Source organism: Mycobacterium sp. SMC-16 (assembly GCF_046250085.1).
GTDB classification, from domain to species: domain Bacteria; phylum Actinomycetota; class Actinomycetes; order Mycobacteriales; family Mycobacteriaceae; genus Mycobacterium; species Mycobacterium phocaicum.
Genome location: NZ_CP176427.1, coordinates 5025094 through 5037356 on the forward strand (window position 1 = coordinate 5025094; position 12263 = coordinate 5037356).

The 12263-nt window shown below is 67.5% G+C and carries 12 protein-coding genes and 1 riboswitch; of the genes, 6 read left to right on the top strand and 6 right to left on the bottom strand.

The window, feature by feature from the left end; translation table 11 throughout:
• Positions 1 to 6 precede the first annotated feature (6 nt).
• Complete coding sequence (locus ACJEIK_RS24500) at positions 7 to 864, bottom strand: SDR family NAD(P)-dependent oxidoreductase (RefSeq protein WP_110767803.1); 858 nt, start codon at positions 862 to 864, stop codon at positions 7 to 9.
• Positions 864 to 1853, bottom strand: a complete 990-nt coding sequence (locus ACJEIK_RS24505) for an alpha/beta hydrolase (RefSeq protein WP_406803035.1) — start codon at positions 1851 to 1853, stop codon at positions 864 to 866. The genes ACJEIK_RS24500 and ACJEIK_RS24505 overlap by 1 nt, the downstream gene beginning before the upstream one ends.
• 91 nt (positions 1854 to 1944) lie before the next feature.
• On the opposite strand from ACJEIK_RS24505, the gene ACJEIK_RS24510 reads away from it, so the two are divergent.
• Positions 1945 to 2997 carry a 2Fe-2S iron-sulfur cluster-binding protein gene (locus ACJEIK_RS24510; protein WP_409430420.1) on the top strand — a complete coding sequence of 351 codons (1053 nt, stop codon included), beginning with the start codon at positions 1945 to 1947 and terminating at the stop codon, positions 2995 to 2997.
• Between the two features lie 7 nt (positions 2998 to 3004).
• Here ACJEIK_RS24510 and ACJEIK_RS24515 read toward each other — a convergent pair whose 3' ends face one another.
• A complete protein-coding gene (locus tag ACJEIK_RS24515) occupies positions 3005 to 4759 on the bottom strand; it encodes an MFS transporter (RefSeq protein ID WP_406784422.1) in 1755 nt (584 codons plus the stop codon).
• Between the two features lie 126 nt (positions 4760 to 4885).
• Positions 4886 to 5001: riboswitch (TPP riboswitch) on the top strand.
• On the opposite strand from ACJEIK_RS24515, the gene thiC reads away from it, so the two are divergent.
• The 5 genes from thiC (at position 4992) to ACJEIK_RS24540 (ending at position 9874) form a co-directional block, all read left to right on the top strand.
• On the top strand, positions 4992 to 6614 hold the full coding sequence (gene thiC / locus ACJEIK_RS24520; RefSeq protein WP_409430421.1) for a phosphomethylpyrimidine synthase ThiC: 1623 nt from the start codon (positions 4992 to 4994) through the stop codon (positions 6612 to 6614). It overlaps the preceding riboswitch by 10 nt.
• Positions 6615 to 6621: 7 nt before the next feature.
• Positions 6622 to 7458 carry a bifunctional hydroxymethylpyrimidine kinase/phosphomethylpyrimidine kinase gene (thiD, locus tag ACJEIK_RS24525; protein WP_082762123.1) on the top strand — a complete coding sequence of 279 codons (837 nt, stop codon included), beginning with the start codon at positions 6622 to 6624 and terminating at the stop codon, positions 7456 to 7458.
• A complete protein-coding gene (locus tag ACJEIK_RS24530) occupies positions 7448 to 8074 on the top strand; it encodes an alpha/beta family hydrolase (RefSeq protein ID WP_061002153.1) in 627 nt (208 codons plus the stop codon). Before thiD ends, ACJEIK_RS24530 begins: the two co-directional genes overlap by 11 nt.
• Before the next feature lie 14 nt (positions 8075 to 8088).
• A complete protein-coding gene (locus ACJEIK_RS24535; RefSeq protein WP_409430422.1) occupies positions 8089 to 9576 on the top strand; it encodes a flavin-containing monooxygenase in 1488 nt (495 codons plus the stop codon).
• A 16-nt stretch (positions 9577 to 9592) separates the two neighbouring features.
• Positions 9593 to 9874 (top strand): hypothetical protein, encoded by a 282-nt coding sequence (locus ACJEIK_RS24540; protein WP_409430423.1) that lies wholly within the window; start codon positions 9593 to 9595, stop codon positions 9872 to 9874.
• A 60-nt stretch (positions 9875 to 9934) separates the two neighbouring features.
• On the opposite strand, the gene ACJEIK_RS24545 is transcribed toward ACJEIK_RS24540, so the two are convergent.
• The 3 genes from ACJEIK_RS24545 to ACJEIK_RS24555 all read right to left on the bottom strand — a co-directional run bounded on the left by ACJEIK_RS24545 (position 9935) and on the right by ACJEIK_RS24555 (position 12247).
• Positions 9935 to 11140 carry an MFS transporter gene (locus ACJEIK_RS24545; RefSeq protein ID WP_409430424.1) on the bottom strand — a complete coding sequence of 402 codons (1206 nt, stop codon included), beginning with the start codon at positions 11138 to 11140 and terminating at the stop codon, positions 9935 to 9937.
• Positions 11137 to 11775: a GntR family transcriptional regulator gene (locus tag ACJEIK_RS24550; RefSeq protein ID WP_260936730.1), complete on the bottom strand. Its 639-nt coding sequence runs from the start codon at positions 11773 to 11775 to the stop codon at positions 11137 to 11139. Before ACJEIK_RS24550 ends, ACJEIK_RS24545 begins: the two co-directional genes overlap by 4 nt.
• Before the next feature lie 67 nt (positions 11776 to 11842).
• Positions 11843 to 12247: a hypothetical protein gene (locus ACJEIK_RS24555; protein ID WP_162563420.1), complete on the bottom strand. Its 405-nt coding sequence runs from the start codon at positions 12245 to 12247 to the stop codon at positions 11843 to 11845.
• Positions 12248 to 12263 lie beyond the last annotated feature (16 nt).

Here is a 12263-nt window from a genome sequence, read left to right on the forward strand (position 1 = left end):
TTCCTTTCAGTCCTTGGGAAGTACGCGTCCGAGTAGTCCGGCGCCGCGGACGTACAGGGCGGGGAAGTGTCGCTTGAGGTGCCAGATGACGGTGGCGTCGATCTGCGGCACCACGTAGAGCCGGCCGCCGTCGTGCGCGTCCAGGGTGCGGGCGGCGACGTTGTCGGCGGACAGGCCGGTCCAGCGAGCCAGCTGCTGGCTCAGGCTCATCGAGCTCGGGGTGATGCGGCCGTCGGTGAAGACGTTGGTCTTCACGAAGGTCGGGCACAGCACGGTGACGGCGATGTCGGTGCCGTCGAGTTCGGCGGCGAGGGTTTCCGACAGTGACATCACGCCGGCCTTGGACACGTTGTAAGCCGCCATCGACGGTGCGGCGGCGAACCCGGCGGCCGAGGCCACGTTGATGATGCCGCCCCGGCCGGCTTCGCGCAGCAGCGGCGTGAAGACCTCACAGCCGTACACCACGCCCCACAGGTTGATGCCGAGCGCCCAGTCCCAGTCTTCGAAACCGATGTCGCCCACGGGCTTTCCGCCGATGCCGACGCCCGCGTTGTTGATCACCAACGTCGGCGCGCCACCGAAGATCTCCTGCGCCTGCTTGGCCAGCAGCTCGATGGCGGTGCGATCGGCGACGTCGCACTGCACGGCGTGCCCTTTGCCGGTCGGCAGCTGGTCGATCAGCGCGACGGTCTCCTTCGCGCGCTCCAGGCTGATGTCCGCGCAGATGATCTCGCCGCCCCGGCGCGCGAGCTCGAGCGCGAACGACCGCCCGATGCCGCTGCCGGCGCCGGTGACCACCGCCTTCGCCTTGTCCGAGCGGCGCTGACCGCGAAAGACATTCAGGATCGTGTCAAGGCCGATCATCAGCACACCTCTTCGAGCTCGTTGGATCGCTTGTAGGCATCGGCGACGAAGGCCGCGGCACGGCGCAGTGCCGGGCCGGCCTCGGGTGCCAGATGCGGCAGGGCCTGGAAGACGTGCACCATGCCGGGCCAGACCTCGAGCGTGCTGGTGCCGCCGGCGCGGCGCAGTTCGGCGTCGAGGTAGCGGGCGTCGGCGCGCAGCATCTCGAATCCGCCGACCTGAATCAGTATGGGCGGCAATTGGTCTGCCTTGGCGAAGTCGAGGCGCAGCCGCGGATCGGCCAGGTTCTGCCCTTGGGTGTACAGCCCGACCATGCGCGCGGCCGCGGTGGCCGACATCGCGGGATCGCGGTACGTCGCCTTCTCCTGCTCGAGTGCGAGACCGAGCGTCACGTCGATCAGCGGCGAGAACAGCACCACGCCCGCGGGCCGGAAGTCCGCGTCACCGGCGTGCGCCAGCAGCATGTCGCAGGTCAGGTGACCGCCGGCGGAGTCGGCGCCCATCACGATGTCCGAGGCCGCATAGCCTTCCGACAACAGCCACCGGTACCCGGCTTCGACGTCCTCGGCCGCCGTCGGGAAGCGGTGCTCGGGTGCCAGCCGGTAGTCCACGACGAACATCGGCAGTCCGGTCGCCTCCGACAACCGGGCCACCAGCTTGCGGTGGGTGCGTGCCGAGCAGATGACGTAGGCGCTGCCGTGCACGTAGTAGCCGGCGCGGCGGCCGAACTCGACACCCGGGCCGAGAACCCACTCGCCCCGCAGGTGCGGCGTGCGGACCGGGACGATCCTGGTGCCGTCGGGCATCGAACCGAAGGTCTCCATGATGGTGGCGATCAGCCCGCGGCCGAACCAGACACCTGGGGTGTTCATCGGGATGACACTGGTCAGATTGCCCAGGGTCCAGCGGGTCACCGTGGCCGAGAGCGCGGCGCGCAACGTTGCGCGCGTGGGTACTTCGGGCAACGTTGCCCGATCAGTTTCCGTCACGGCAACTAGGTCATCATTAACTGTGCCATTTGTCAATGGCACAGTTAACGACGACAATCTGACCTGGTTCCACGACGGAAGGCATTTCCCCATGACCGCATCGACAGCGTCCAGGTCACACGAGTTGACCGTGGTCGAGGTGATCACCGAGACCCCCGACGCCGTATCGCTGGTCCTGACGGCCGCGCACGACGCGCGTGACCAGTTCACCTACCAGGCCGGCCAGTTCCTGACCCTGCGCATCCCGGCACACGGCGGCGCGGTCTCGCGGTGCTATTCCCTGTCGAGCAGTCCGGCCGCCGACGAGCACCTCAAGGTGACCGTGAAGCGCACCGCGGGCGGCCTCGCGTCCAACTGGCTGTGCGACCATGCCGAGGCCGGTATGACACTGGAATCCCTCACGCCCGCAGGCGCTTTCACTGTCCGCCCGGCAGACAGCGAGCTGATCTTCATGGCTGCCGGCAGTGGCATCACTCCGGTCATCTCGATGATCCGCGCCCAACTGCTGCAGTCCGGCCGCCGGGTGACGCTGGTCTACGCCAACCGCGACCGCGACTCGGTGATCTTCGACGCCGAGTTGGCGGAACTGCTTGCGGCGCATGGTGACCGGCTGACGGTCGCGCACTGGCTCGAGTCGGAGTCCGGCCTACCCACTCCGGCCGGACTGCGCACATTGCTGCCCGCGAAGCCGGGCGCCGACACCGCCGCATACCTGTGCGGCCCAGCGGCATTCATGGACGTGGCCGCGGCCGCCCTGCACGACGCCGGCGTCGCCCGTGAGCACGTGCACCGCGAGGTCTTCGTCTCCCTGACCACGGATGCCTTCGCCGCGCCGGAGCCGGCAACCGATGCTGGCGCGGACGGCGAGTCCGCCACCGCCACGGTCGAAATCGACGGCGATACCCACGAGATCAGCTGGCCTAAGACTCAGGTCTTGCTCGATACCCTGTTGGACAAAGGTATCGACGCACCCTACGCATGCCGCGAGGGTAACTGCGGCGCGTGCGCGTACACCCTCCGCCAGGGCGTGGTGAGCATGCGCGTCAACGACACCCTCGACGACTACGAACTCGGGATCGGCGTCCGGCTGGCGTGCCAGTCGTTACCCGAATCCGATTATTTGACAGCCGTTTTCGACCGCTGATCGGCCGTCACGCCTCGTTGTCGGCGCCGGGCTCCGTGGCGTACGTACCCGGATTGAACATCGACGCCACGGCGCCCAGCAGCATCATGATCGCCGCCGCGCCGAACACCACGACCAGGCCGGAGTGGAACGGTTCGGTGATCAGCTGCGGGAAGAACGTCTGGCCGGTCAGCGTGCCTGCGTTGACGCCGGGCTGCTGCAGGGTGTGGAAGGGGGCCAGCAGCTCGGCTATCGGGTTGTAGCCGAGGAAGGCCGCGAACAGGCTGCCCACCGGCGGCAGTTCGGCCACCTGCTGCGCGACGTCAGCCGAAACCCCTTGCTGCTGCAGACCACTGGACAACGCGGTCGGCAAGGTGCCGGCCAGCCCGACGACCATGAGCGAGAAGAAGATACCGATCGACAGCGAGCTGCCGGCGTTGAAGAACGTCGACCGCACACCCGATGCCGCGCCGCGCTGCGCCGCCGGCACGCTGGACATGATGGCCGCGGTGTTCGGCGCGGTGAAGATACCGCCGCCGACGCCGTTGAGGAACACCAGCAAGGCGAATTCCCAGTACTCGAAATTGACCGGAATGAGCAGCAGCGCAACGAAGGTCACCGCCATCAGCAGCATGCCACCGACCGCCAGCGGCCGCGCCCCGAAGCGGTCGGACAAGCTGCCGGCGACGGGTGCCGCCACCAGGAAGCCGATGGTCGCCGGCAGCAGGTAGATGCCCGCCCACAGCGGCGTCGATTCGAAGTCGTAGCCGTGCAGCGGCAACCAGATGCCCTGCAGCCAGATGATGAGCATGAATTGGAGGCCACCGCGGCCCACCGACGACAGCAGCCCGGCCAGGTTGCCCATGCCGAAGGTCGCCGACTTGAACAGCCGCATGTCGACCATCGGCGACTCGACCTTGAGCTCGATGATGCAGAACACCACCAACAGCAGCAGACCCACACCGATGGAGCCGAGGACGGCGGGACTGCCCCAGCCCGTCGGCGAATTGCCGTACGGCTGAATGCCATACGTGATGCCGAGCAGCAGCACCGTCAGGCCCAGGCCGAATGTCACGGTGCCGGCCCAGTCCAGCTTGCCGGGCGACCGGGTACCCAGCTCACGCAGCGAGCGGTAGCTCCAGATGGCGCCGATCACGCCGATCGGGATGCCGACCCAGAACACGGCCTTCCACTCCCATTCCGAGAGGAACCCGCCGATCAGCAGACCGAGGAACGATCCGGCCACCGCGGCCACCATGTTCACGCCGAGTGCCATGCCGCGCTGGTTGGCCGGGAAGGCGTCGGTCAGGATCGCCGACGACGACGCCATCAGCATCGCGCCGCCGACGCCCTGGATCACCCGCCAGGCGATGAGCCAGATCGCACCGCCACCGAGGTGGAACGGATCGAACGACAGCGCGACGGCCGCCAGCGTGAAGATGACGAAACCCAGGTTGTAGATGCGGACCCGGCCGTACATGTCCCCGAGCCGGCCGAACGGCACCACGAGCACGGCCGTCACCACGAGGTAGCCCATCAGCATCCACAGCAGGTAGCTGACGTTGCTCGGCGCCAGCGGGTTCAGCCCGATACCCCGGAAGATCGCCGGCAGTGAGATCAGCACGATCGAGGCGTTTATCGTGGCCAGCAGTGTGCCCAGCGTGGTGTTGGCCAGCACGACCCACTTGTAGCGCGGGTGGTCGTGGTCCATCTGGACGCGTCGGCGCGCGGTTGCCGCGAGTGCGGTGTCGGGCTGCCCGGTGAGCTCGGTGTCAGTCGTCATCAGTCGGTCTTCGCTCCAATATCAGAAAAACATATGTTAGCTATACAAACGACCTCATGACAATTCCGTTCCGTTCACCGGGCCGCAACGCACCCTTGCCTTCCGGCGCGCATCGACTACGGTGAACAACGTCCGCGCGGGAGCGCACACCCTGGTGCGCTGAGAGGACGGCTTAATGGCGCCGTCGACCGTATGAACCTGACCGGGTAATGCCGGCGTAGGGAGTAAGCAGATGTCTGCAATTGCTGTATTCAACGACCTTTCCTGCGGCCCGATCCAGGGCAGCACCAAGGTTTACCGGGAGCTTCCCGACGGTGGAAAGGTCCCGTTCCGCCGGGTCAACCTGACCACTGGCGACCACCTCGACCTGTACGACACCTCGGGTCCGTACACCGACGAGACCGCCACCATCGACCTGGAGAAGGGTCTGCCCGCCCGCCCCGGCGTTGTCAAGGACCGCGGCACCCAGCTGCAGCGCGCCCGCAACGGCGAGATCACCGCGGAGATGGCGTTCATCGCCGAGCGCGAGGGCGTGCCGGCCGAGCTGGTCCGCGACGAGGTCGCCATCGGGCGCGCCATCATTCCGGCCAACCACAACCACCCCGAGCTCGAGCCGATGATCATCGGCAAGGCGTTCGCGGTGAAGGTCAACGCCAACATCGGCAATAGCGCCGTGACGTCGTCCATTTCCGAAGAGGTCGACAAGATGGTCTGGGCCACCCGCTGGGGTGCCGACACCATCATGGATCTGTCCACCGGCAAGGACATCCACCAGACCCGTGAATGGATCCTGCGCAACTCTCCCGTACCGGTCGGCACCGTGCCGATCTATCAGGCGCTGGAGAAGGTCAACGGCGATCCCACCAAGTTGACCTGGGAGCTGTACCGCGACACCGTCATCGAACAGTGCGAGCAGGGCGTCGACTACATGACGGTGCACGCCGGCGTGCTGCTGCGCTACATCCCGCTGACGGTCAAGCGCGTCACCGGCATCGTGTCCCGCGGCGGCTCGATCATGGCGGCCTGGTGCCTGGCGCACCACCAGGAGTCGTTCCTGTACACGCACTTCGAAGAGCTCTGCGAAATCCTGCAGCGCTACGACGTCACGTTCTCGCTCGGTGACGGCCTGCGTCCCGGCTCGATCGCCGACGCCAACGACGAAGCCCAGTTCGCCGAGCTGCGCACCTTGGGCGAGCTCACCAAGATCGCCAAATCCCATGGCGTGCAGGTGATGATCGAGGGCCCGGGCCACGTCCCGATGCACAAGATCGTCGAGAACGTCCGCCTGGAGGAAGAACTCTGCGAAGAGGCGCCGTTCTACACCCTCGGCCCGCTGGCGACGGACATCGCGCCGGCGTACGACCACATCACCTCGGCCATCGGCGCGGCGATCATCGCGCAGGCCGGTACCGCGATGCTCTGCTACGTCACCCCCAAGGAACACCTGGGCCTGCCCAACCGTAAGGACGTCAAGGACGGGGTGATCGCCTACAAGATCGCCGCGCACGCCGCTGACCTGGCCAAGGGCCACCCCGGCGCGCAGGACCGCGACAACGCGCTGTCGCAGGCGCGCTTCGAGTTCCGCTGGCACGACCAGTTCGCGCTGTCGCTCGACCCGGACACCGCCCGCGCGTTCCACGACGAGACGCTGCCGGCCGAGCCCGCCAAGACGGCGCACTTCTGCTCGATGTGCGGGCCGAAGTTCTGCTCGATGCGCATCACGCAGGACATCCGCGACGCCTACCCGGACGGGGTCGCCCCCGACTTCGCGGACGAGATCGCCCAGGGCATGGCAGAGAAATCCCAGGAGTTCGCCGACCATGGCAACCGGGTGTATCTACCCTTGACGTCGTGATGCGTCCGTGAACCTTCTGCCTTTGACCCCGCCGGGCGAAACGCCGTTGCGGGTGATGACCATCGCCGGCTCGGACTCCGGCGGCGGCGCCGGCATCCAGGCCGACCTGCGTACCTTCGCGATGCTCGGCGTGCACGGGTGCGTCGCCGTCGCCGCGGTGACGGTGCAGAACTCGGTGGGGGTCAAGGGTTTTCACGAGCTGCCGCTCGACATCATCAGCGGGCAGATCACCGCGGTCGCCGACGACATCGGCATCCAGGCGGCCAAGACCGGCATGCTGGCCTCGGCCGAGATCATCGGTGCGGTCGCCGAGACGTGGCAGGGTCTCGACGGCGACATCCCGCTGGTCGTCGACCCGGTGTGCGCGTCCATGCACGGTGACCCGCTGCTGCACCCGAGCGCGCTGAATTCGGTTCGCACCCAGCTGTTTCCGATCGCCACGCTCGTCACCCCGAACCTCGACGAGGTCCGGCTGATCACGGGCATCGACGTTATCGACGCGTCGACCCAGAAAGATGCCGCCAAGGCCCTGCACGACCTGGGCCCGAAGTGGGCCCTGGTCAAGGGCGGTCATCTGCGGTCCAGCGATCACAGCCCGGACCTGCTGTACGACGGCAGCGAGTTCTACGAATACACCACCGAGCGCATCGACACCGGCCATGACCACGGCGCGGGCGACACGCTCGCGGCGTCCACGGCTTGCGCACTGGCGCACGGCTTTTCGGTGCCCGACGCGGTGGCGTTCGGCAAGAGCTGGGTGACCGAGTGCCTGCGGGCGGCCTACCCGCTGGGCCACGGCCACGGTCCGGTCAACGCGCTGTTCAGGTTGGCCCATGAATCTTGACGAGATCGCGGGCATCGCGCACGAACCCGACGGGACGCCGACGGGCGTCGTGCTGCTCACGCACGGCGCCGGCGGTAACCGCGATGCCCCACTGATCGTCCGCATCTGCGACGAATGGGCTCGCCACGGCTGGCTCGCCATCCGATACAACCTGCCCTACCGGCGGCGCCGCCCGAAGGGGCCGCCGTCCAACTCGGCGGCGTCGGATCAGGCCGGCATCGTCGAGGCCATCGAACTGGCGCACACGCTGACCGATGGCCCGGTGATCGCCGGCGGCCATTCCTACGGGGGCCGGATGACGTCGATGGTGGCGGCGCAGGGCGCTGACCTGGCGGCACTGACGCTGTTCTCCTATCCCCTGCACCCGCCCGGCAAGCCCGAGCGGGCGCGCACCGAGCACCTGGGCCAGATCAAGGTCCCGACGGTCTTCACCCACGGCACAGCCGACCCGTTCGGGAGCATCGACGAGCTGACGGCCGCAGCCCAGCTGATCCCGGCGCCCACCGAGCTCATCGAGATCACCGGGGCCCGCCATGACCTGGGATCCAAGACCCTGGACGTCCCGGCGCTGGCGGTCGCCGCGGCGCTTGTGTTCGTGGCGCGAAGCGGTACCTGAGGTACCGTCTGAATATGACGACGCAGCAGTTCGACGCGGTCATCGTCGGCGCAGGATTCGCCGGTATCGGTGCGGCCATCCAGCTCAAACGCCTCGGGATCGAGAACTTCACCCTCCTGGAGCGCGAGGACGACCTCGGCGGCACCTGGTACGTCAACCACTATCCCGGACTCGCGGTCGACGTGCCCACCACCACGTACTCCTATTTCTTCGAGCCCAACCCGAACTGGTCGCGGCTGTTCACCCCGGGCCCGGAGATCAAGCGGTACGCCGACGACGTCGCCGCCAAGTACGACGTGCGGCGGCACATCCGGTTCAACGTCGTCGTCAACGGAGCCCGCTGGGATGAGGAAGCGTCGCTGTGGCGCGTCAACATCGCCGACGGTGAAACGCTCAGCGCGCGCTATCTGATCACGGCCACCGGCTTCCTGTCGCAGCCGAACATCCCGGCGATCCCCGGCATCGAAAGCTTCGAAGGTCGCGTCATCCACACCACCGACTGGGATGACGACTACGACCCGGCCGGCAAGCGCATCGCCGTCATCGGTACCGGCGCGACCGCGGTGCAGCTGATTCCCGAGCTGGCCAAGACCGCCGCCGACCTGACGGTGTTCCAGCGCACGCCGATCTGGGTGGTACCCAAGATCGACCCGCGCTTCGGCGCGCGTGCCAAGAAGATGTTCGCCCGATTCCCGTTGACGCAGCGTGTTCTTCGCTGGCTCACCGACTCGATCTACGAGGTCATGGTGTCCGTCGGGGTCCGGCACTACGGCATGTTCCGCGGCCGCTTCAACATCTCGGCCTCCGACCTGTCGAAGATGCACCGGTTCTTCGTCATCCGCGACAAGGACCTGCGGCGCCGGCTGACCCCGGACTACGACTTCGGTTGCAAGCGGCCGACTTTCAGCAACGGCTACTACCAGGCCTTCAACCGGCCCAACGTGCACCTGCAGGACGCCGGCATCGACCACATCGTCTCCGACGGCATCATCGGCAACGACGGGGCCAAGGTCGAGATCGACACCCTGGTGCTCGCGACCGGTTTCGACCTGTGGGAGGCCAACTTCCCGGCCATCGAGGTGATCGGCCGCGAGGGCCGCGATCTCGGAAAGTGGTGGCGCGAAACGCGTTTCCAGGCCTACCAGGGCGTCTCGATGCCGTACTTCCCGAACTATCTGAGCCTGGCGAGTCCGTACGCGTTCCTGGGGTTGAACTTCTTCAACACCATGGAGTACCAGATGCGGCTGATGGACAGGCTTTTCACCGAGGTCAAGGCGCGCGGTGCGACGACATTCGAGGTCACCGAGGAAGCCAACACGGCGTTCCTCGACCGGATGACCGAACTGCTCGGCGACTCGCTGTTCACGCTCGGCAACTGCGCCAGCGCCCACTCGTACTATTTCAATCCCGCGGGTGAGCCCACGCTGCTACGCCCGTCGTCGACCGAGACGGCAATCCGGGAAGCGTCCGAATTTCCGTTGAGCGACTACAAGATTTCGTGATCAGAGAGGACCACAGGTGACCGACGCCGCTGAGAACACCGCTGGAAAGAAGGGCCTGCTGGCCGGGATCGGCCTGGCATTGGCCGGACTGGCGCACTTCGTCAAGCCCGACCTGTTCAAGGGCATCACCGCCACGGCGTTCCCGGACGACATCGACAAGCACCTCAAGGTCAACGGATCGATCGAGACGGCGCTCGGCGTCGGCCTGATCGTGCCGCAGACCCGCAAAATCGCGACCGTGGGCGTGATCGGGTACGTCCTCTACCTGGCCGCCAACGTCGCCCGCAACCGCGCCTGACTTAGTGATTTGTGCACGATTTTCCGCGGTTGGCGCGGAAAATCGTGCACAAATCCCGGTCTAGGCGCGGGCCGGCAGGTGCTTGGACCAGCCGGCCGCACAGATCACGGTGCACACTGCCGCCAGTAGGCCGACGACGGTGAGCATCGCCGGGTAGCTGACGTAGTGGGCCAGCGCGGCGAGCACGGCGGGCAGCAGGAAGCCGACGTACGCCAGCGAGTAGTACACGCCCGACACCCCGGCCATTTCGTGGGGTTCGGCGATGCGCTGAATCTCCAGCAGCCCGGACACGATGGCGATGCCGTACGCGCTGCCCAGCAGCATGGCCACCAGCACCGCGATGGCCGGTGAGCGCGTCACCGCCGTGGCGACCGCGGCGAACACCCCGGCCGACATCAGCACCATCGACACCACCACCGCGCGGGCGCTGGAATGGTCGTCCAACCGGCGGGCGATCGGTTGCACCAGCACGCCACAGGCGAGCGTCAGCACCGTCAGACCCGCGGTGTACAGCAGGGCCCAGGGGCCGAGCCGATCGGCGACCAGTGCCGGCACGATGGCGTACGCGATGGCCGCAGAGCCGAACACCCACGGCGCCATCGGGGCCACCACGCGGACGAAGCGGCGGTGCGTCGCGGCCGGAACCCGCAACTGGGACAACAGGTCTCCGCTGACGCGGGCGCTCCTGGTCTCCACCGTCCGATAGAGCACCAGCCACAGCGCGGGCGCGCACAGCGCCGCCTGCACCAGGTACGTCAGGGTCAACGGCAGCGGCGCGAACTGCGCGAGCAGGCCCGAGCACAGCGGACCGATCGCCAGGCCCAGTGACAGCCAGATCGAGGCCCGGCGCGCTCCGGCACCGGCCGCGGCCGTGTCGTACGGCGGCGCGGACAGCTCCGCGATCCAGGTGGAGCCGACGGCCATCGCGACACCCACGCTCAAGCCACAGAGCAGCCGGCCCACGAAAAGCGCTGGGAATCCGCCCAATTCACCGGTCGCGAGAATCAGGCTGCCCAGCGCCGAGCTGATCAAGCCCGCGACCATCAATGGGCGCCGGCCGTACCGGTTCGACATGGCCGCCGCGACCAGCAGGCCGGGGATCAGGCCCAGCACGTAGGCGCCCAGCAGGACGTCGACGTCCACGCGCGAGTATCCGGCGCGGTGCACGTATTCGATCAGCATCGGGGTGAATTGGTTTCCGCCCCAACCGATGCAGAAGACACCGGCGGCGACGGCGAGCCATGGCTTCACACGGGCGCGACTCATCGCAGCACCACCTCGTACGTCGACTCGAGGTGCGCCAGCAGGCGGGCGTCGAACGCCGTCGCGTCGCGGACGTCGATGGCCTGGGCCAGCTCGGCGTGTTCGGCGATGAGCCGTTCGACGAGCGTCTGGTCGGCCTGCACGGCGTCGGCCATCATGCGGCGTTGCCGGTCGCCCAACGAGCCGTAGAACCGCTGCGCGATGCAGTTGCCGGCGGAGTCCACGATGTGCCGGTGGAAGGCGTCGTCGAGCTCGGCGAAGCGCGCCAGATCGGTGGCCGCGCCACGCTGCTGGTCGATCAGCCGGGCGAGTTCGGCAGCCACTGCCTGCGCGGTGGCCTCAGAACGGCAGAGGCGGCGCACAGCACTGCCCTCCAGCGCCAGGCGCATCTCGAGCAGGTCGGTGGCCTCACGCGGTGGGATCGGTACGACGACCGCGCCCCGCCGGGGCAGCAGGTCGAGCAGGTCCTCGGCCGCCAGACGCAGGAAGGCCTCGTGCACCGGTGTCCGGCTCACGCCGAGCTCCGCCGCGACTTCCACCTCGCTCAGCAGCTGCCCGCCCTTGACCGCGCCGACCAGGATCTTGCTCTTGGTGTCACGGTAGGCGCGCTCGCTGGCGGGAGTCTGATCAATGGCCACGGGACGACAGTAGCAACTTGCATGCAAGCTTGCATACAAGCAGTGACGGACCTAACTCAGGGCCTGATCAGTGCTGCTGCGGCCCGAAGTTGTTGAAGCCGCCGCGCTCGCGCGGCTGCGGCTGGTAGACCGTCGAGGTCTGCACCGACGTCGACGTTTCCGTCGAGGTCTGCACCGACGTCGAGGTCTCGGTCTGCGTCTGGGTCTCGGTCTGGGTGGCCGTCTCGGTGTTGGTCACCGTCTCCGGAGCGGGCGCCGGCGCCTGCTGCTGACCGCCGCCCGCGCTACCGCCGCCACCACCGCCGTGGTGCTGCTTGGCCGTCGTCGTGGTGGTCGTGGTGCTCGACGGGGTGACTGTCACGGTGGCCGGCGCGTTGTTGCCCTGCGAACCACAGGCGACGGTCAGCCCGCCCATGGCCACGACAGTCACGGTGCCGGCAACGGCCGACCAACGGCGATAGGTGCTTTTCATGGGCACCATTACTAAC